Here is a 19289-nt window from a genome sequence, read left to right on the forward strand (position 1 = left end):
GGCGGACTTGTGGCCGATGGTCTCAGAGGTCGTGTCAAACAGTCTTAAACGCGCAAGGATTTTCATAACAGAGTGATGGCGTCATGTTTTTTGAGCTCAGATAGTCTGCTCGCCTCAGCCAGCTCAGAGGGCGTTTCACGGTAAATCTCTGGTAAAATAACAAAAGTTTCTGGGTGCCGCCTTTTTTTCAAAAAGCGGTGTCTTCTGAAGCTTTTTGAAAAAAGCTTCACCAAAAACTTCTTTTTATAATTGACCGGAATTTGTCCTCTCTGAACGAGACCCGGCCGCCTTGTTTTCTGAGAAGGCGGCCGGGCCTGGGGAGAGCGGCGCCTGGTCAGGATGCTGGCCGCATGGCCTCGAACAGGCGGGCGATGGCTTCGGCGCCGGGGTCGGGGATGTTGTCGAGATGGGCGGACGGGACATAGGAGGCGCGGCCTGCGGCGGCTTTCTGCATCTTTGCGGTGGCATCAGCGCCTTTTCGGGCGGCGGTGACGATTTCGGTCCAACTTTTGCCGGCGTCGAGGGCGTCGATGGCGGGGATGAGGGCGTCGAGCATGGTGCGGTCCCCTGCCCTTGCGCCGCCGTAATCCTGCATGGCGGTCAGGCCTTCCTTCAGGGCGGCCTGCCAGCGGCTTTCCCCGCTGCGGCCGGCGGTGGAGAACATGATGGAGAGCAGCGCGGCGCTGGAGCCGCCGGCGTGACGGGCCAGGAGGCGGCCTGTGGTCTGCATCAGGGCTTTGGGGTCGCCCAGAGGCAGGCGGTCGAGGGACTCACGGATGACGCGGGCGGTTTCGGCGAAGGTGGAGCCGGCGTCGCCGTCGCCGATTTTGGCATCCAGGGCGTTGAGGGCGTCTTCGTTTTCGAGCAGCGCCGCGGCACCCCGGCTGACCGCGTCTCTGAGTGCGGGACTGGCGGAGGGGGGAGCGGTGAAGACGTCTGGCATGGGCGGGACCGGGAGGAGGACGGGTTCGCGCCATGCGGTGATGCCGGTCCAGGCGGTGGGAGCGACGCGGGACAGGAGGGCCTGTTCGATTTCGGTATCGAGTTCGATCAGGGAGAGAGAGAAGCCGTTCATGTCCAGCGCGGTCAGGAAGTGCGAGGGGCCGGCGACCAGGGCGATGCGGGAGGCGAGTTCTGTTTTTGAAAAGGCCTGCAGAAGAAGGGACATTTCCAGAACGGACGTGGTGCCGAGATTGTTCAGCATCAGGGCGTGTTTTGCGCCGTTATCGGGCAGTGCCGCGAGAAGATCGGTGGCGGCGAGGCTCATGAGCTGATCGGCGTCGGCCATTTCGATGCGGCGGGCGCCGGGTTCGCCGTGGATGCCGAGGCCGAGTTCGCCTTCATTGTCGCCGAGACGTGTTTCGAACCCGTCATCGTAGGTGTAGCAGTCGCTCAGGGCGAGGCCGATCGAGCGGATTTTGCTGACGGCGTTGCGGGTGAAGGCGGTGACTGTCTCCAGATTCGCGCCGCTTTCGGCGATGTGGCCGGCCATTTTATGGGCCAGCACGGTGCCGGCGACGCCGCGGGCGTGGCGGTGACCCGGCAGGGAGATGTCGTCACCGACGATGACCATCTCCACGGCGAGACCGAGGGCGCGGGCCTGTTCGGCGGCGAGGCCGAAATTCATGCGGTCGCCGGTGTAATTCTTGACGACGAGGAGACAGCCGGCCTCCCCTGTCACGGCGAGGATGCCGGCGAGGATTGAATCCACGCCCGGCGAGGCGAAGAGGGAGCCGCAGACGGCGCCGGTGAGCATGCCTTTGCCTACGAAGCCGGCATGGGCGGGTTCGTGTCCGGAGCCGCCGCCGGAGAGGATGGCGACTTTGCCGCAGTTTTTATCCCAGTCTTTTCTGAGGATGACCCGGATGTCGGGGTATCCGTCCAGACGGCAGAGTTCTGCGCCCGCAGGGGAACGCAACAGCCCGTCGAGCGCCTCCGTGACCAGCGTTTCGCGACTGTTGAGAAACCGTTTCATACGGGAAAATCCTCTCCGATGCGGGATATGGGGGTGGAGTCCGCCCTGCCGCGCAGGAAAAAGCAAGCGTGTGACAGAAATGCGACGGGGGTAATATGACGAAGACCCGGGCTGCCTGTGCCCGCCTGTGTATATGAACCCGTTATCGGGGGATGGGTTCGCTGCGGCCGGTTATGCTGATACTGTCAGGACTGTCACAAATACGGTGTCATAAAACGATCATGCTTGATTCGTCGCTTTCGGGGAACTCCTGCCGTAAATCGCCATCAGGTTAATAACTGATGGATAGATCATGTCCGAGGCGATCATGAGTTCCGTGCGGGAGGCAGCGCCGCCATCTCGCCCCGATATGAAGGTGGGCAATAACCCGCTTCATGTGGCAATTTTCTTTGGCGTGCTGCTCGGGGCTCTGGGTTTTGCGGCGGTCAGTATTCTGCATGACATGCACGCGGTCGGTGAAGGGACGCTGGCGACCGGGACTTTTGTTCTGCTGGGCATTGCGCTGATCATTGCGCTCGGGTTCGAGTTCGTGAACGGGTTTCATGATACGGCGAACGCGGTTGCGACGGTGATCTATACCCGCAGCCTGCCGCCGCTTGTGGCGGTGGTCTGGTCCGGGTTCTGGAATTTTCTGGGCGTTGCGACATCGACGGGCGCGGTGGCGTACAGCATCGTGACGCTTCTGCCGGTCGAGCTGATCCTGCAGGCTGGCAGCACGGCGGGGTACGCGATGATTTTCGCGCTGCTGATCGCGGCGATTGTCTGGAATCTGGTGACCTGGGCGTTTGGCATTCCGAACAGTTCGTCTCATGCTCTGGTGGGTTCGATCATGGGCGTTGGTCTGGCGAACCAGATGATGGCGCCGACGGGCGCGGCGACGCAGGGTGTGGACTGGGGCCAGGTGGAGAAAGTGTTCTCCGCTCTGCTGTTCAGCCCGGTCTGCGGGTTTGTGATGGCGGCGCTGCTGCTGCTGACCATGAAGCTGCTTGTGAAAAACCGGGCGCTGTACAAGGCGCCGGAGGGTGACAAACCGCCGCCGCTGTGGATCCGCAGTCTGCTGGTTTTCACCTGCACGGGTGTTTCGTTCTCGCATGGTGGCAATGACGGTCAGAAAGGCATGGGTCTGATCATGCTGATCCTGATCGGTGCGGCGCCGACGGCGTATGCGCTGAACCGGGCGATGCCGGAAAGCGCGATGCCTGCCTTCATTCAGTCGGCTGACCGGGCGCATCAGGCTTTTCAGGCTCATGCGGGCGATGCGCCGGCGGCACCGGACGAGCTGAAAGCGCGCGAGATTGTCGGGGCGGCGCTGCGGGCAAAGTCGGTTTCGTCACCGGAGACGTTTGCGGCTCTGGCGATGCTGAGCGATGACATTTCCTCTTCGGTCCGGACCTATGGTTCGATGAAGGCGGTTCCGGCGGCGGCTGTGCCGAACGTTCGTACCGATATGTATCTGGTTGCCGATGCGATCCGGGTGATGGGGGAGAAGAACGAGGCGTTCAGTGCGGGCGACAAAAAGGCTCTGAAATCCTTTCAGTCGGATCTGTATGCGGGCACGCGGTTTATTCCGCTGTGGGTGAAGGTTTCGGTGGCGATTGCGCTGGGGCTGGGCACGATGGTCGGCTGGAAGCGGATTGTCGTGACGGTTGGCGAGAAGATCGGCAAGACGCACATGACCTATGCCGAGGGCGCCTCGGCCGAGATTGTGGCGATGACGACGATCGGTCTGGCTGAGGGTTATGGTCTGCCGGTGTCCACGACGCATATTCTGTCGAGCGGTGTTGCCGGAGCGACGGCGGCGAACGGGTCCGGGCTGCAGGCATCGACGCTGAAATCGATGGCGCTGGCCTGGGTGACCACCCTCCCCGCCGCCATGGCGATTTCGGGCTGTCTTTACATTCTGTTTCGTCAGCTGTTCTGAATGTGATCGCGACGGTCCTCATGATGCTTTACACAGCGCGTGGGGATCGGTATCCAGTTGAGAATGGATCGCAACAAAGAAAAGTCTGATGGCGGCGTTTCCGGTGATCCGATGGTCCCGGAGGCGCCTTTTCTGTCTCGTCTTCTGATGCTTGCCGCCCCGGCCTGTCCGGCGGTGCTTGCGATGCTGGTTCTTGTGCCGGCGATCCTGCACATTTCGCATGTTGATGCGCTTTTTGTCGCGCAGGCGGAGGCTCTGGCGATTGTGCCGTTTGTGGTTCTGATCGTCTTCGGAGCGAAGACGCTGCCGCGCAGTCTTCTGGCCGGGTTCAGCGCGGTGTTCGCGGCGATTATTCTGTTGCTGCCGTATCTGGCGTTTGGGGCGCCGGGGTAGCGCTGACGGTCCGGGTGTTTTGTGTCTGCCCGGGCTTTGCATAGAGACTGTTTCAACAGCCTTTTTGTGAAATCTCCGGTTAATCAGAAAGACGTTTTTGGTGAGGCTTTTTTTTCAGAAAGCTTCGGAAGACGCCGCCTTTTTGGAAAAAGGCGGCACCCAAAAACTTTTATTTTTTGATCAGAGATTATCGTTGGGTGCTTTTTGAGGCTGGCTGAGGCGAGCAGATGAGCGGAACGTAAAAAACATAACATCATCAGTTGGTTATGAAAGATTTTATCCCTTTGGTGCTTTTGAAGCAGTCCTGAGGATGCGGTCTGTTTTTCACGCGGGAGCGAGCCTGGGGCGCGGAATTGTCCACGCGAGACCCAGGGCCGGACGTGGCGGGATGGCGGATAAATTCAGCAAAAGATGTGAGTGGCGACGGTCTTGATCGTCCTCACGACGAGCTGGTGATTCAGCTCTTACATCAATGTTATAAACTGTCTGATGACGTCAGCCGGATTCATGGATGAATGCGGTGAGGAGCGTGTGCGCCGGGTCTGTTCCTCTGATGATCCGAGCGCGGATCTCATGTCCGTTTCAGGCGGGCTGTCAGTCCGGACGTAAGATCGGGGGGTAGGTTGCTTCCGGCTTCCATGGAAATCCATCCTGTGGAGCGGTCTGGCAGATTGCTGCTGAAGGGCAGTGTTGTTCCGTTTCTCCGGAATTCTTTTTCGTCTGTGTGGAGGAACGGAACGATTCTGAGGCGATCAGGTCAGGCTTTGGAGGCCGGGGCGGTGTCGTTTGCTGCTTTGTCGCTGCTGGTCAGGACGGAGGTGATGGTGGAGCGCATGACCTGAACGCGGACGTTCGGGGCGATTTCGAGTTCGATTTCGCTGGCTTCGTCGTCTGCCTTGCGGACGATGCCGATAATGCCGCCGGCTGTGAGGACACGGTCGCCGCGGCGCAGTTTGCTGAGGCTTTCACGGAGCTGCTTCTGTTTCTGCTGCTGAGGGCGGATCATCAGGAAATAGAAGATGCCGAAGACCAGCACGTAGGGCAGGAACTGGATGAGGCTGCTCGCGCCGCCTCCGCCGCCGGTGCTCTGGGCATAGGCGGGAGAAATCAGGAAATCTGACATTACACTCACTTTATCGATGGACGGGTTGCGGGCCGTCCGGACTGACTGATAGGCGGGGACCATAGATTTTGGATGGCGCGCGTCAAGCCGCAGCGGGATGCGGGGCGGCGGCTGTTCGGAGAGTGTGGTTTTTTCTTCGGGGACCTCGTGATGACGACTGAACTGCATCCGCTTCTGGAACGGATTGCCTCCGCGCTGGAACGTCTTTCACCGCCGCCACCGACGCTGGCCGGGCTGGAGGAGGCGGACGCCTTTGTCTGGCAGCCGGAACGGGGCCGTCTGATGCCGGTCGCGCAGGTTGCGCATGTTCCGATCGCGCTGATTCAGGGGGTCGATTCCCAGCGGGATCAGCTTCTGGAGAACACGCGTCATTTCGCGCGGGGATTGCCGGCGAACAATGCGATGCTCTGGGGCTCGCGGGGGATGGGCAAGTCGTCCCTGGTGAAGGCGTGTCATGCGGCGGTCAATGACGGGCGACCGGCAGCGGGTCCGGTCGTGCTGGTGGAGATCGAACGCGAGGATCTGGCGACGCTGCCGGAACTGCTGGCGCTGCTGCGCGGGTCGGCGCGACGGTTTATTGTGTTCTGTGACGATCTGTCGTTCGAGCGCGAGGACCGGGACTACAAGGCGCTGAAATCCGTTCTGGATGGCGGGATCGCGGGGCGACCGGAGAATGTCCTGTTCTATGCGACGTCGAACCGGCGGCATCTGATGCCGCGGGATATGATCGACAATGAGCGGTCGACGGCGATCAATCCCGGGGAAGCGGTCGAGGAGAAGGTGTCGCTGTCGGACCGGTTCGGGCTGTGGCTGGGATTCCATGCCTGTTCTCAGGACGTCTATTTCGACATGGTCCGGGCCTATGCGAAGGAGCGCGGGCTGGAGATCGCGGACGATGACCTGTGCCGGCGGGCGAATGCCTGGGCGATCACGCGCGGCAACCGGTCGGGGCGTGTTGCGGTGCAGTTTACTGACGATCTGGCGGCTTCGCTTCAGCCGGGGTGATGAGGGGCGGAGTGAGAAGAGCGGACGGGGTTGGAGGGAGGCGTGTCTCCGGCGCGGGCCGGCGCTCCGGTCTGAATCGAGAGCGGGAGGCCGGAGGGGGCTGCCGGATGCCGGTCTCACGGAAGCTGGCCTGACGAAAACTGGTCTGACGGAAGCTGGCCGGGTGGGGGAAGCCGGAGGGAGGGAGGTCGGGTGGCGGGAAACCGGCAGTCGAAACAGACCGTAAAGAGACAATGTTTTTTGTCGCCGGCGTCCCCGTTTACAATCCGCATCGATCCATGTCAGGAACATTCCACAGCACAGGCACACTATTTTCACGACCACTGAACAGGAATGATGCATGGCAGAGGCTTCTCAGCGAATGGCGCCCACACGCCGCCAGCTGCTGACCCGGATTGGTCTTCTCGCAGGCAGTGCGGGGCTTTATCAGGCGATGACGAGCCTGGGGCATGCGATGGGGACGGACTTTAAAGGTCCGCCGGATCTGTCGGGGGCGCGTCACGGAACGCGGGTTGTGGTGCTGGGCAGCGGTCTGGCGGGAATGCTGGCCGCGTATGAGCTGCGCAGGGCGGGCTATGCCGTTCAGGTTCTTGAATACCAGAACCGGGCCGGTGGCCGGAACATGACGCTTCGCGGTGGCGACACGGTGATGGAGCTTGGCGGGCACACGCAGAAGGTCGGGTTTGCGCCGGGGAATTACATCAATCCGGGGCCGTGGCGGATTCCGTATCATCACCAGGGGCTGCTGCATTACTGCAACGCTTTCGGTGTGGCGCTGGAGCCGTTTATCGAGCTGAATCACAATTCGTTCCTGCATTCGACGGAAGCTTTCGGTGGCAAACCGGTGCGGTACCGCGATTTTGCGGGTGATTTCTTCGGCTATACCGGCGAGCTGATTTCCAAGGCGGTGGACCAGCACAAGCTTGACGACGTGATGTCGGCGGATGAGCGGGCGCATGTGAAAGCGGCGATGCGGACCTGGGCCGGTCTCGGTGATGACGGCACATGGACGAAGGGGACCCGGAGTTCCCTGCGGCGCGGATTCGACAAGCCGCAGGGTGGTGGTGTGGACGGGGCGCCGGTTCCGTCCGATCTGTTGCCGCGCGACGAGGTGATGAAGTCGGGGCTCTGGCAGTTTATCGCCTTTCATGAGCGGCTGGACATGCAGACGACGATGTTCCAGCCAGTGGGCGGCATGGACAATATCGGCAAGGGGTTTGCCCGGCAGATCCAGGATCTGATTACGCTGAACTGCAAGGTCACGGCGATTCATCAGGACGATCATGGCGTGACGGTGACGTATGACGACATGGCCGGTGGCGGCGCGGCGAAGACGGTTCAGGCCGATTACTGTGTCTGCACGATCCCCCTGCCCGTTCTCTCGCAGCTCGATGTTCAGGTCGGCGCGCCGCTGAAAGCCGCGATCGCGGCGGTTCCGTATGGTTCTTCGGTGAAGCTCGGACTGGAGTTCAGACGGCGGTTCTGGGAGCAGGACGATCAGATCTATGGCGGCATCAGCTTCACCAGCCAGCCGATCAGTCAGATCTCCTATCCGAGCTCCGGGATTTTCACGAAGGGTCCGGGGGTTCTGCTGGGCGGTTATATGTTCGGGCCGGCGGCTTACGATTTCGCCGGGATGACGCCGCAGCAGCGGGTTGAGGAAGCTCTGAAGCAGGGCAGCAAAATCCATCCGCAGTACCGGAAGGAGTTCTCCAACGGGGTCGGCTTTGCGTGGAGCCGGGTGCCGTGGACGCTGGGCTGCTGCAGCATGTGGTCCGAGCAGGCGCGAAAAGAGCATTACAAGGCTCTGACGACCATGGACAACCGGATCGTGCTGGCGGGTGAGCACGCTTCTTATGTCGGCTGCTGGCAGGAGGGCGCCATTCTGTCGTCTCTGGCGGCCATTACGACGCTGCATAAGCGCGCTGTGGGAGGTGCGTGATGCGCTTCGGGTCTCATTTTCTGACGGTTTTTCTGCCTGGAACTGTTCTGTCGAGGGTTGTTCTGTGCGGTGCGGCGCCGGTTCTGCTGGCGGCGTCCCTGCTGGCTCCGGGTGTGGCGCGGGCTGATTCGGCGACTGCCGTCGCGGGGCCGCTGCAGCCACTGACGACGGGCGCGGCGGTTTATCAGCATGTCTGTCAGGGCTGTCATATGGCCGATGGCAAGGGCGCTTCCGGGGCGGGCGCGGGATTTCCCGCATTTGCCGGAAATACGAAATTGCAGACGGCGGATTACCCGGTTTATACGATTCTCAACGGACATGGCGGCATGCCGTCATTTGCCGGATTACTGACCGACAAACAGGTTGCTGACGTGGTCAATTTCATCCGGACCCATTTTGGCAATCATTTTTCTGACCCGGTGACAGTGGGAGACGTCTCGCCCATGCGTCCTGTCCTCACGAAAGAAGAAGAATAATCCATGAGCTTTTCCGCACGTAATGCATTTTTCGCGCTTGCCTTCGCCGGAGCTGTCAGCGTTTCGGGCGCGGGCGGCGCGGCGGCGGCTGATGCTGTCCTGCGTCACGTTGATCCGGCGAGCCATTTCCCCATCGCGCAGGCGATCGAGGTTCCGCCGGGCGCGACCACCGTGTATCTGAGCGGCATGGGGTCGGCGCCGGTCGACAAATCGGCCGACCCGCATTCGCTGGCGGCGTATGGCGATACGGAGACTCAGACACGGGGCGCGCTTGAGAAGATTCAGGAGCAGCTTTCGAAGCTCAGTCTGACCATGGGAAGCATTGTGCAGATGCACATGTACATGGCTGCCGATCCAAAACTGGGAAAAATCGACTTCGCCGGCATGATGAAAGCCTACTCGCAATTCTTTGGAACAAAAGCGCAGCCGAATCTGCCTGTCCGCTCGGCGTTTGAAGTGGCACATCTGGCTAATCCCGGGTGGCTGATCGAGATCGAGGTCACGGCCGTACGGACCACGCATCCCTGAGACAAAAACAGGCTGCGCGGAGCGTGCAGGTGTTTGATCTGGCTCACTTCGACATGCCGGAACGGATGGTATAGACGCTATGCGTCCGTGTTCTCGCCGCCCTGCGGAATCAGGGAGTGGGGACGCCTGGAGGAAGCATGAGCAGGGACACGATGGACCAGTCACTTCAAAGCGAACTGTCGGCACAGCCGGCCGGTATGTCACATGAGACGGTGGCCGGCCCGTCAGCATCGGATGCCGGGATGGCCGCGATGAAGCCGGGTGTGGATCTGCGGCGTGTCCATTGTGATCCGGATTTCTGGTATCCGGTTGCCTGGTCACGCGAGCTTAAAAAAGGCAAAACGATCGGCGTACGCTACGCGGAGCATCCTGTTGCTCTGGTGCGTCCGGAAGACGGACCGGTTTTTGCGCTGGAGGACCGCTGCGCCCATCGTCAGGTGCCGCTGAGCAAGGGGCGTGTGTGCGGGCAGTCCGTTCAGTGCTGCTATCATGGCTGGGCTTACGGGCGTTCGGGCCGCTGCATTGATGTTCCGTATCTGGGCAAGGGGAAGCTGCCGAATGGTGTGCGGACCTATCCGGTTCTGGAGCAGGACGGGCTGATTTTCATCTTTCCGGGCGATCCGGAAAAGGCGGCCACGACCCATCTGCCGGCGGTTCTCGCGCGGGTGGACGATCCGGGTTACAAGACCCGCTGTTTCGGCAAGGTTGTCGGGTGCCACTATAGTTTTATGCATGAGAACCTGATGGATATGAACCATCAGTTTATGCATATGAAGCAGATGGGGCAGATGCGGCCGCGCTTTCTCGGGCAGAGACGTGAGCCGGGGCTGGTTGAGGCGCGGTATTCCTTCGCGCGGACGGGTGGCAAGCAGCCGCTTGGCGAGGCGCTGATTTTCGGTGAGCGGCGGGACGCATCGGCGAAGTTCGCTGACCGCGATGTCATGACGATCCGGACGGTCTATCCTTATCAGACGCTGCATATTCAGACGGGCGATGCCGATCCGGTGATGGATCTGTGGATTGCCTATACGCCGCAGGACAAGGAGCAGCTGACCAACCGGACATTTGGTCTGCTCTCGGTGAAGCGTCCGGGGATTCCGGGTCTGCTCGATCTGGCCTGGCCGTTTCTCGTCGCGTTCACCGAGCGGATTTTCGCCGAGGACCGGGAGATCGTCGAACTGGAGCAGCAGGCGTGGCGGGATCTTGGCGGCGACCATAATCTTGAGGTGTTTCCGGTTATCAACGCGCTACGCAGTCTGCTGGCGGAATGCGGCGTGTCGCCGGAAAAGCCGGCTGAACCGGACACTGCCGGGACACGGGGTGCGGATGACGGTGTGTCGGCATCTGGCGCCGGGGCTGTTTCCGCTGCCGGTCCTGCCTGCGGTTCTGCTGCCGATGCGATTGCCGGCGCAGTTGCCGGTGCAGTTGCCGGTGCGGCGGCGCCGGCTGGTGACACTCCGTCGCGGTCGGTCCGGACGGGTCGCAGAAAGCGGAAGACGCCTGTGAAATCCGAACAGAAAGTCTGATTACGTCTTGGCCGGTGATGATCCTGACAGCGTCCCGATGCCGGTTCTGAAGGCCGGGGCCTGGACTCTGCGTGGACTGTTACCGGAAGATGCGAATGCAATTCATCGGCAGGTGAATGACTGGAACGTCATCAGGATGCTGAGTCGCCTGCCTTTCCCCTATCCGCATGAACTGGCGGAGGAGTGGATTGCAAGCACGGTAAAGCAGGCTGAAGACGGTTCGGGCTACCATTTTGCGATTACGGATCAGGATGGCGCCCTTGCCGGCTGTGTCGGGCTGACTCTTGTGCCCGGAACCAGACGGGCCTCGCTGGGATACTGGCTCGGGCGGCGGCACTGGGGACGTGGGATTGCGTCTCTTGCTGCTGACCGGATCTGCCGGTGGGCGCTTGCCAATCTGCCTCTCGACGCGCTGGAGGCAAAGGCGGCGCAGGATAATGCCGCGTCCTGCGCTGTGCTGCGCCGGGTCGGATTTCGGCAGACCGGCACGGGCACCCTGCCCTTCATGGCGCGGGGCGGCGAGATTCCGGTTTTTACGTTCGAGGCGGGTCGCGCCGATTTTGATTCGGTCCGCGAGGCCGCGGAGCAGGGTGGGTCCGATGCCGGGGCGGCTGGGGTGATGCAGCCTGTCCCGCAGCCGGCTTCCGCTGCTGTGTCCGGGCGTCGGCTGATGCTGGTTGTTGCGGCGGCGCTGATCGATTCCGATGGGCGGATTCTCCTTGCGCGCCGGCCGGAGGGGAAATCGCTTGCCGGGTTATGGGAGTTTCCGGGCGGGAAAATCGAGCCGGGCGAATCGCCTGAGGCGGCGCTCATCCGGGAACTTCACGAGGAGCTGGGCATTGACGTGACCAGGGCCTGTCTCGCGCCGTTCACCTTCGTCTCGCATGCTTATGAGAAATCCGATCTTCTCATGCCGTTATATCTCTGCCGGCGCTGGCATGGCACGCCGGAGGGGCGTGAGGGGCAGGCTCTGGCGTGGGTCGCGGCGGGTGATCTGGAACGCTATCCGATGCCCCCGGCCGATCTGCCGCTGATCCCGTTTCTGCGCGATCTGCTGTAATCCGGGTCCGGGGTCCGGACCTGACTGACTGGAGCGACTGACATGAATCCGACTTCCGCCCTTGTGGTGATTGGCAATGAAATCCTCTCGGGCCGGACGCAGGACGCCAATATCCGGTATCTTGCCGTTCATCTGGGCGAGATCGGGGCGCCGTTGAAGGAAGTGCGGATCATTCCCGATATTGTCGAAACGATCATCGCGACGGTCACGGAGATGAAGGCCCGGTACGATCAGGTCTTCACAACGGGCGGGATCGGGCCGACGCATGATGACATCACCAGCGCCTGTGTCGCCGAGGCGTTCGGGGTTCCGCTGGAGCTGCACGAGGAAACGGCGGCTCTGATGGAAAAGCATTATGGCACGGATCAGTTCAGCGCGGCGCGGCGGCGGATGGCCATGTTGCCGCGTGGCGCCACGCCGATCACGAACTCGAAGTCTGTGGCGCCGGGATTCACGATCGGCAATGTGCATGTGATGGCGGGGGTTCCGTCGATCATGCAGGCGATGTTCGAGTCCGTGGCGCCTCTGCTGAAGCACGGGGCGAAAGTGGAGTCGCGGACATGGTATGCGCTTTCGCTTTATGAAAGCATGATCGCGGCGCCGCTGGAGGCTGTGCAGAAGCGCTGGCCGGCTCTCGATGTCGGGTCTTATCCGTTTCATCGCGATGACGGGCGACGAGGTCTTGCGCTCGTTGTGAAGGGGACGGATCTGAAAGATCTAGAGGCGGCGGCGGCGGCGGTGCGCGATCTGATCGCGGCGGCGGGCGCTGTGCCTGTCGAGGGCGAGCCGCCGCTCTGACGCGCGGGTAGCGAGGTTACGCGGAGCGGTTTTCTGAGGTTCCGGACAGTTTTCTGTCCGGCGGGACGCTGTGTGGCGCCCGCCGGAGCCGGGATCAGGAGAGTGCGCTGCGACCCATGGCGAGGAATTTCTCACGGCGCTGGGCGACGAGTGAGGTTGCGCCGACGGACAGCAGCGGCATGAGTTCCTCGGCGATGGCCTGGCCGAGCAGTTCGATCATGGTTTTCGGATCGCGCTGCGCGCCGCCGACGGGTTCGTTGACGATACGGTCGATCAGGCCGAATTTCTTCAGGTCCTGAGCGGTGAGACGCAGGGCATCGGCGGCGGTGGAGGCCTGTTTCGGATCGCGCCAGAGGATGGAGGCGCAGGCTTCCGGCGAGATCACCGAGTAGATGGCGTTCTCGAGCATCAGGACACGGTCAGCGGAAGCCAGGGCCACGGCCCCGCCGGAGCCGCCCTCTCCGATCACGGTCGCGATGAGCGGCACTGGCACGGACAGGCAGGTTTCGATGGAGCGGGCGATGGCTTCAGCCTGACCGCGGGCCTCGGCGTCGATTCCCGGCCAGGCGCCGGAGGTGTCGACGAAGGTGAGGATCGGCAGGCGGAACCGGCCGGCCATTTTCATCAGGCGAATGGCTTTGCGGTAGCCTTCCGGGCGGGCCATGCCGAAATTATGGGCGAGCCGTGTTTCGAGATCCGAGCCGCGCTCCGTGCCGATCACCATCACGGCCTGACCGTTAAAGCGGCCGACTCCGCCGATGATGGCTTTGTCGTCGCTGAACTGGCGGTCACCGGCCAGGGGGGTGAATTCGGTGATCAGGGCATTGATGTAATCGAGGGCGTGCGGGCGCTGGGCGTGGCGGGCGACCTGCACTTTCTGCCATGGGGTGAGTTTGGCGTAGAGCGCGCGAAGCTGCTTCTCCACCTTGTCCGACAGCTTTCCGATTTCATCGGAGATGCTGACCTCACCGGCCTGCCCGTCCTGGGAGGCCGCTGTATTCCGCAGATCGTCGATCCTGGTCTCAAGTTCGGCGACCGGCTTTTCGAAATCAAGAAACTGGCGCATGGGCGATGCCGATAGCACAGTCATGGCCAAATCCAAGCACTGCCGGGCGTCAGGTTACAGATTCTTTTCATCCGAGGCGGCTGACGGCTCCGGACCGGCGGTGTCCGCAGGCTGCCCGGAGGGAGACTGCCCGAGGGGATGATGGGCCTGCACGATCTCTCTGAGCCGGTCGGCCTGGACATGGGTGTAGATCTGGGTGGTCGAGATATCGGCGTGGCCAAGCAGGATCTGCAGGGTGCGCAGATCGGCGCCGTGGGCGAGCATATGAGTGGCGAAGGAATGGCGCAGGACATGGGGGGACAGGCGGTCGGGCGGTATCCCTGCCCTGCCCCCGAGTTCGGCGAGAATTTTGTCGAAGCCCTGGCGGGTCAGCGGTTTTGCGGGCGCGCGGCCTGAGAAGAGCCAGGGGCTGGCGCGGGCTTTGTCCTCGAGCAGCAGAGCCTGGACGGCGTCACGGGCGGGGTCGGAGAGCGGCACGAGGCGCTCGCGGCCGCCTTTGCCGCGAATCAGCAGCATGCGGGTGTTTTCCCGGAAGGAGTCGCGGCGCAGGGCAAGCATTTCGGAGATGCGGAGGCCGGTGGCGTAGAGCAGTTCGAGGGCGGCGCGGCCGAGGATCAGGCGGCGGCGTTCTGCCGGCGTTGCGCCGGCGGGCGGGGTGCCGGCTTCAATGAGGGCGACGACTTCGGATTCGGTGAGGAATTTCGGCAGGGCGCGCTGTGGTGGGGGCGCGTCGAGCTGCGCGGCGGGGTTGTCGGTGCGGCGGTCGTCGCGGAGGAGAAAGAGATAATACTGCCGGATGCAGGAGATGCGGCGGGCGATGGTGCGGCGGGCGGCGCCGGACGTACTCATCTCGCTGACCCAGGCTCGGAGGCCGTCCGCGCTGGCGGTGTCGAGGGATTCGCCCTGACGGAGCAGGCTCGCTTCGCAGTCGGCGAGGTCTGCTGTGTAGGCCGCCAGGGTGGCCGGGGCGGCGGCGCGTTCGGCCGCCAGCATTTCGAGAAAGGGTTCTGTGCCGGACTGGTGCAGGAATCCGTCTCCTCGCTGGATCTGGCGGTCGGGACCGGCGCCCGGGGCCGGCTTCAGTGTGCCGGGGTGGCGGGAGCCGGAGCGGATTGCGCGGATGGCGGAGCTGCCGGGGGTGTGATTGCAGGCGCTGTGGAGGCTGGTGTTGCGGGGGCCGGAGCGGTTACGGAGGCCGGACCGGCGGGCAGTGGCGGCATGGTCGGGAGGGACGGGGCCGGAGCGGCGGCGGCGAACACGCTCTGCGGCAGATCCCTGTGCACCATCTGCTGTGCCGGCGGGGCCGACCCGGCGCCGAGCATGGCGATTCCTCCCAGAAGAACGACGGCAGCGACCGCTGCAACGATGATGACGATTCGGCGCATTACAGCCTCGATTCTCATTGAGCCGGGGTACATACTGGAGTCCCGCGGCCTCGCCCTGACGTGTGTTCGCTCGCTCTATGTTACGATGTGATCCATGTCACGCCCATACTCTGCCGAAAGGCCGGAATTTCCTCCGGCCGTCCCTGATCCCGACGCTGATTCCGCGACAGACGCGGTGGCTTCCGTGCGTGTTGCGGATGCTGTGCCGTCCGGTGTCGCACTGTCTCCTTCCGCACCATCTTCCGCGGACCCGTTTCCGCTCAATCTGGATGCGTTACGGACCAGCACCGGTTTTGGTCCGCTGGCGGGCCGCAGCATCGTTCTGATCGGCCTGATGGGCGCTGGTAAATCGACGATTGGCCGGAGGCTGGCGCAGAGGCTGGGTCTCGGATTTGTCGATGCGGATGCGGAGATCGAGCGGGCGGCGGGCTGTTCCATCAGCGATGTGTTCCGCATGTATGGCGAAGGGGCTTTTCGCGACGGGGAACGCCGCGTCATCAGGCGGCTGCTTGACGGCCCGTCGCGCGTTCTCGCCACGGGCGGCGGCGCCTTCATGAATGCGGAGACGCGGGCGGTGATCCGGGAGCGGGCGATTTCCGTCTGGCTGCGCTGTCCGCTGGATATTCTTGTGCGCCGGGTCGCGGGGCGCAGTCACCGGCCGCTTCTGAACCATTCACGCCCGCGGGACGTGCTGGAGCGTCTTATCACCGAGCGGCATCCTGTTTATGCCGAAGCCGACATCATTGTACAATGTGGAGACGACAACGTGGATAATTCCACCACCCGCGTCATCGAGGCGCTTGCGCTGAACCACCGGCCACGGCGCCTGCCGGTCGCGCTGGACCGGGCGTCTTACGATGTGGTCATCGGGGCGGGGCTCATCGAACGGGCCGGGGCGCTGCTGGCTCCTGTGCTGCCGCAGAAGCGCGTCGTTGTCGTGACGGATGCGACGGTGGCCGAACTCTGGCTGCCGCCGCTGCTGGAGTCGCTGGGCGATTCCGGATTTCATGTCCGGACGGTTGTCGTGCCTCCTGGCGAGAAGTCAAAATCTCTTGAGGAGTTCGGGCGCGTCACGGATGCGATCCTGGAACAGGGCGTTGAGCGGCGGACGACGATTATCGCTCTGGGCGGGGGCATTGTCGGCGATCTGGCGGGTTTCGTTGCGGCTTCGACGTTACGGGGTCTTCCGTTCGTGCAGATTCCGACGACTCTTCTCTCGCAGGTCGATTCCTCCGTTGGCGGCAAGACAGGGATCAATACGCGCTGGGGCAAGAATCTGATTGGCGCGTTCCACCAGCCTGCGGCGGTTCTTGCTGATATCTCGACGCTTGCGACGCTTCCGGCGCGGGAGATCCGGGCGGGGTATGCGGAAATCATCAAGGCCGGTCTTATTGGCGATGAGAGATTTTTCGCGTGGTGCGAGATGCATGGCGCGACGGTGCTCTCGCAGGAGCCTGAGCCTCTGGCGGAGGCGGTTGAACGGGCGTGCGCGTTCAAGGCGGCGGTTGTTACGAAGGACGAATTCGAGCGGAGTTCCGAGGGCGGGCGGGCGCTGCTCAATCTGGGCCATACGTTCGGGCACGCTCTGGAAGCGGAGCTGGGATATGACGGCCGGCTTCTGCACGGGGAGGCGGTTTCGATCGGTCTCCGGCTGGCTTTCCTTCTCTCGGTCCGGCTCGGATACTGCCCTCAGGCCGATCTTGACCGTCTGACGCGGCATCTCGAGTCCACGGGCATGCCGGCCTGGATTTCTGATACGGGCGAGGCGTTCGCGGCGGACACGCTGCTTCGCCACATGACCCGCGACAAGAAGATGCACGACGGAAAGCTGACTTTTATTCTTGTTCGTGGAATCGGGCGGGCTTTCACGTGTCGTGATGTGCCGGAGGCGGCTGTGAGGGCTGTCCTTATCGAAGAGGGATGTGCATCTGACGCGTTGCAGACCCCAGATAACGGAAGGCCGAAGTGACACACATCAATTCGGGTGCGTAAAGCCCGCAGTTAACGGCAGGAAACCGGCGCTGCCACTACTTTCGATCACTGTCTGAAACTTAGCCTCACACTTAGTTTTTTCAGGTAGCGAAATGAAGTGTTGCATATAAATCACTGTTATGGCCTCTAATGCCGGAAAGCATGCAGGCACGGGTTCCATTAGCGGAACCCCTCGCTTTATAGGGCTTTTAGACATCTTGCAGGGGCGGAAATGCCGATGGTAGGTGTCGGCCCCGACAGATGAAGAATGAGGACGAAAAAATGCGTCTCCGCACGGCGTTACTCGCAACAACACTGATGGCCGCGGCTCCGGTAGCCGCGTCTGCCACGACGATCACCGGTCCGTATGTTGATATTGGCGGTGGTTACGATCTGACCCAGAGCCAGCACGCACATTTCGCCGGTGATGCCGGTGGTTCGGGCGGTGGGTCTTCCACGTATCGTCACCATGACGGCTTTACGGGCTTCGGCTCCTTCGGCTGGGGTTTTGGCAACGGTCTGCGTGCCGAGGTTGAGGGCGTTTATAACTATTCCGAGATCAACCACGCCCGGAATGCGTCGCCGAATTCGACCAAGGGCAGCGATCAGTCCTATGGCGGTCTGGTCAACGTTCTGTATGACATCGATCTGAAGCAGTTCGGTCTCGATGTTCCTGTCACGCCGTTTGTCGGTGTTGGTGCCGGTTATCTCTGGCAGCATTACAACCCGACCACGACGATGTACCAGAACGGTGGCAGCACCCGTCTGGGCGGCACGAACGGTGGCTTTGCCTATCAGGGCATCGTCGGTGCGGCTTATGACATTCCGGACGTCCCCGGCCTGCAGATCACCACGGAATACCGTATGATCGGTCAGCCTGGCTCGTTTATGGACGGCGCTTACAGCGGAACGTCGATCACGGCTCCGGGCGGACACCGCTCCACGGGTAACGTGAACTTCGATCACCGCTTCAACCACCAGTTCATCCTGGGTCTGCGTTACGCTTTCGACACGGCTCCGCCGCCGCCGCCGGTTGCTCCGGTTGCTCCGCCGCCGGTCGTGACGCCTGCCCGTACGTATCTGGTGTTCTTCGACTGGGATAAGTCGAACCTGACCGCACGCGCACGTCAGATCGTTGCTGAGGCTGCTCAGGCTTCCACGCACGTTCAGACGACCCGCATCGAGGTTAACGGTTACACCGATAACTCTTCGGCTCGTGGTGGCGCTGCCGGTGCGAAGTACAACATGGGTCTGTCGATCCGTCGCGCTGACAGCGTGAAGGCTGAACTGGTTCGCGATGGCGTTCCTGCCAGTGCGATCGACATCCATGGTTATGGTGAGCAGCATCCGCTGGTTCCGACGGGTCCGAACACCCGCGAGCCGCAGAACCGCCGCGTCGAGATCATTCTGCACTGATCCCGAATTCGGAATCTTTCAGGATAATCAGGAAGAAGGGCGCCATTCCGGCGCCCTTTTTTCGTTCCAGACCTTACTGATCTGTCTTAACTTTCCGGAAGAGCCGCTCGTTTATTATGACCAGTGCCTCTCACACTCCTCTTTCTCCTGCGGACACATCTGCTGAGGACCGTTCAGGATCGTCATTCCGGCGCCTGCTCAAATTCGGGATTGTCGGGAGCGCCGGTTATCTGTGGGACACCGGAACGGTCTATGCGCTGCTGCCTGTTCTCGGGCTGGGTACGGCGACGCTTGTTGCTTACTTTGTCGCGGCGACACTCAACTGGATGGCCAATCGTTTCTGGACGTTTGGCGATGTCGGCCGGCATGAGCATCCGGTTCTGCAATGGCTTCGGTTTCTGACGGCGAACAGTCTCGGTTTTTTTCTGAATCGCGGCACTGTGTATGCTCTGTTTTATTTTGAGCCGTTCTGCCGGGAGTATCCGTTTATCGCGCTGGCCGCCGGGTCCTTTGCCGGCATGTTTGCGAATTTTGCGCTGAGCAAACGTCTTGTTTTCCGTGAGCGTCCCCCGAATTCCGCGCTCGATCTGGCGGAAATCGCGACGGGTGTGGTCAGTGCCGAACTTCCGGACGCGGAAGAGAGCGGCCCGGCCGGTTCCGATGCGAGGTCCTGACCTCTCTTTCAGGGGCCTTCCGACTGCGCT

The 19289-nt window shown here is 62.2% G+C and carries 17 protein-coding genes; 13 read left to right on the plus strand and 4 right to left on the minus strand.

Translation table 11 applies throughout. From position 1 onward, the window contains the following. Nucleotides 1–334: 334 nt before the first annotated feature. Nucleotides 335–1975, minus strand: coding sequence for a dihydroxyacetone kinase subunit DhaK (locus GOB93_RS08345; RefSeq protein WP_173583055.1), 1641 nt, complete (start codon nt 1973–1975; stop codon nt 335–337). Nucleotides 1976–2267: 292 nt separating this feature from the next. On the opposite strand from GOB93_RS08345, the gene GOB93_RS08350 reads away from it, so the two are divergent. Both GOB93_RS08350 and GOB93_RS08355 read left to right on the plus strand, forming a co-directional pair. Continuing rightward, a complete protein-coding gene (locus GOB93_RS08350) occupies nt 2268–3896 on the plus strand; it encodes an inorganic phosphate transporter (protein WP_173583056.1) in 1629 nt (542 codons plus the stop codon). Nucleotides 3897–3959: 63 nt separating this feature from the next. Beyond that, the gene (locus GOB93_RS08355; RefSeq protein ID WP_173583057.1) at nt 3960–4289 is read left to right on the plus strand and encodes a hypothetical protein; all 330 of its coding nucleotides are present in this window, start codon (nt 3960–3962) and stop codon (nt 4287–4289) included. 757 nt (nt 4290–5046) lie between these two features. Here the strand turns inward: GOB93_RS08355 and yajC are convergent. Further along, nucleotides 5047–5412, minus strand: a complete 366-nt coding sequence (gene yajC / locus GOB93_RS08360; RefSeq protein WP_173583149.1) for a preprotein translocase subunit YajC — start codon at nt 5410–5412, stop codon at nt 5047–5049. 150 nt (nt 5413–5562) lie between these two features. On the opposite strand from yajC, the gene GOB93_RS08365 reads away from it, so the two are divergent. The 7 genes from GOB93_RS08365 (at nt 5563) to GOB93_RS08395 (ending at nt 12747) form a co-directional block, all read left to right on the plus strand. Continuing rightward, nucleotides 5563–6417 carry an ATP-binding protein gene (locus GOB93_RS08365; protein WP_173583058.1) on the plus strand — a complete coding sequence of 285 codons (855 nt, stop codon included), beginning with the start codon at nt 5563–5565 and terminating at the stop codon, nt 6415–6417. Between the two features lie 340 nt (nt 6418–6757). Next, on the plus strand, nt 6758–8359 hold the full coding sequence (locus GOB93_RS08370; protein ID WP_173583059.1) for a flavin monoamine oxidase family protein: 1602 nt from the start codon (nt 6758–6760) through the stop codon (nt 8357–8359). Next, entirely contained in the window at nt 8359–8835 is a 477-nt protein-coding gene (locus tag GOB93_RS08375; RefSeq protein ID WP_173583060.1) for a c-type cytochrome, read from the plus strand. Before GOB93_RS08370 ends, GOB93_RS08375 begins: the two co-directional genes overlap by 1 nt. Before the next feature lie 3 nt (nt 8836–8838). Continuing rightward, nucleotides 8839–9363: a RidA family protein gene (locus GOB93_RS08380; protein ID WP_173583061.1), complete on the plus strand. Its 525-nt coding sequence runs from the start codon at nt 8839–8841 to the stop codon at nt 9361–9363. A gap of 242 nt (nt 9364–9605) precedes the next feature. Then, entirely contained in the window at nt 9606–10889 is a 1284-nt protein-coding gene (locus GOB93_RS08385) for an aromatic ring-hydroxylating oxygenase subunit alpha (protein ID WP_242010651.1), read from the plus strand. Nucleotides 10890–10926: 37 nt separating this feature from the next. Beyond that, nucleotides 10927–11949 (plus strand): 8-oxo-dGTP diphosphatase MutT, encoded by a 1023-nt coding sequence (gene mutT / locus GOB93_RS08390; RefSeq protein WP_173583150.1) that lies wholly within the window; start codon nt 10927–10929, stop codon nt 11947–11949. 42 nt (nt 11950–11991) lie between these two features. After that, the gene (locus GOB93_RS08395) at nt 11992–12747 is read left to right on the plus strand and encodes a competence/damage-inducible protein A (RefSeq protein ID WP_173583062.1); all 756 of its coding nucleotides are present in this window, start codon (nt 11992–11994) and stop codon (nt 12745–12747) included. 94 nt (nt 12748–12841) lie between these two features. Here the strand turns inward: GOB93_RS08395 and GOB93_RS08400 are convergent, their stop codons facing one another. After that, the gene (locus GOB93_RS08400; RefSeq protein WP_173583151.1) at nt 12842–13813 is read right to left on the minus strand and encodes an acetyl-CoA carboxylase carboxyltransferase subunit alpha; all 972 of its coding nucleotides are present in this window, start codon (nt 13811–13813) and stop codon (nt 12842–12844) included. A gap of 54 nt (nt 13814–13867) precedes the next feature. Then, on the minus strand, nt 13868–14839 hold the full coding sequence (locus GOB93_RS08405) for a tyrosine recombinase (RefSeq protein ID WP_173583152.1): 972 nt from the start codon (nt 14837–14839) through the stop codon (nt 13868–13870). Between GOB93_RS08405 and GOB93_RS08410 the strand changes: the two genes are divergently transcribed. The 4 genes from GOB93_RS08410 (at nt 14834) to GOB93_RS08425 (ending at nt 19259) form a co-directional block, all read left to right on the plus strand. Further along, complete coding sequence (locus GOB93_RS08410; RefSeq protein ID WP_173583063.1) at nt 14834–15289, plus strand: hypothetical protein; 456 nt, start codon at nt 14834–14836, stop codon at nt 15287–15289. The genes GOB93_RS08405 and GOB93_RS08410 overlap by 6 nt on opposite strands. 3 nt (nt 15290–15292) lie before the next feature. Beyond that, the gene (gene aroB / locus GOB93_RS08415) at nt 15293–17167 is read left to right on the plus strand and encodes a 3-dehydroquinate synthase (protein ID WP_173583064.1); all 1875 of its coding nucleotides are present in this window, start codon (nt 15293–15295) and stop codon (nt 17165–17167) included. Between the two features lie 284 nt (nt 17168–17451). Then, on the plus strand, nt 17452–18585 hold the full coding sequence (locus GOB93_RS08420) for an OmpA family protein (RefSeq protein ID WP_173583065.1): 1134 nt from the start codon (nt 17452–17454) through the stop codon (nt 18583–18585). 116 nt (nt 18586–18701) lie between these two features. Beyond that, nucleotides 18702–19259: a GtrA family protein gene (locus GOB93_RS08425; RefSeq protein ID WP_173583066.1), complete on the plus strand. Its 558-nt coding sequence runs from the start codon at nt 18702–18704 to the stop codon at nt 19257–19259. Nucleotides 19260–19289 lie beyond the last annotated feature (30 nt).

Source organism: Acetobacter musti (assembly GCF_011516835.1).
In the GTDB taxonomy this organism is placed as follows: Bacteria; Pseudomonadota; Alphaproteobacteria; order Acetobacterales; family Acetobacteraceae; genus Acetobacter; species Acetobacter musti.

What these genes read in the sequence shown, in the direction of transcription:
- GOB93_RS08345 (WP_173583055.1), bottom strand. Translation starts at nt 1,975, where the DNA reads ATGAAACGGTTTCTCAACAGTCGCGAAACGCTGGTCACGGAGGCGCTC.
- GOB93_RS08370 (WP_173583059.1), top strand. Translation starts at nt 6,758, where the DNA reads ATGGCAGAGGCTTCTCAGCGAATGGCGCCCACACGCCGCCAGCTGCTG.
- GOB93_RS08395 (WP_173583062.1), top strand. Translation starts at nt 11,992, where the DNA reads ATGAATCCGACTTCCGCCCTTGTGGTGATTGGCAATGAAATCCTCTCG.
- GOB93_RS08355 (WP_173583057.1), top strand. Translation starts at nt 3,960, where the DNA reads ATGGATCGCAACAAAGAAAAGTCTGATGGCGGCGTTTCCGGTGATCCG.
- aroB (WP_173583064.1), top strand. Translation starts at nt 15,293, where the DNA reads ATGTCACGCCCATACTCTGCCGAAAGGCCGGAATTTCCTCCGGCCGTC.
- GOB93_RS08400 (WP_173583151.1), bottom strand. Translation starts at nt 13,813, where the DNA reads ATGCGCCAGTTTCTTGATTTCGAAAAGCCGGTCGCCGAACTTGAGACC.
- GOB93_RS08425 (WP_173583066.1), top strand. Translation starts at nt 18,702, where the DNA reads ATGACCAGTGCCTCTCACACTCCTCTTTCTCCTGCGGACACATCTGCT.
- GOB93_RS08385 (WP_242010651.1), top strand. Translation starts at nt 9,606, where the DNA reads ATGGCCGCGATGAAGCCGGGTGTGGATCTGCGGCGTGTCCATTGTGAT.
- GOB93_RS08420 (WP_173583065.1), top strand. Translation starts at nt 17,452, where the DNA reads ATGCGTCTCCGCACGGCGTTACTCGCAACAACACTGATGGCCGCGGCT.
- yajC (WP_173583149.1), bottom strand. Translation starts at nt 5,412, where the DNA reads ATGTCAGATTTCCTGATTTCTCCCGCCTATGCCCAGAGCACCGGCGGC.
- GOB93_RS08380 (WP_173583061.1), top strand. Translation starts at nt 8,839, where the DNA reads ATGAGCTTTTCCGCACGTAATGCATTTTTCGCGCTTGCCTTCGCCGGA.
- GOB93_RS08350 (WP_173583056.1), top strand. Translation starts at nt 2,268, where the DNA reads ATGTCCGAGGCGATCATGAGTTCCGTGCGGGAGGCAGCGCCGCCATCT.
- GOB93_RS08365 (WP_173583058.1), top strand. Translation starts at nt 5,563, where the DNA reads ATGACGACTGAACTGCATCCGCTTCTGGAACGGATTGCCTCCGCGCTG.
- GOB93_RS08375 (WP_173583060.1), top strand. Translation starts at nt 8,359, where the DNA reads ATGCGCTTCGGGTCTCATTTTCTGACGGTTTTTCTGCCTGGAACTGTT.
- mutT (WP_173583150.1), top strand. Translation starts at nt 10,927, where the DNA reads ATGCCGGTTCTGAAGGCCGGGGCCTGGACTCTGCGTGGACTGTTACCG.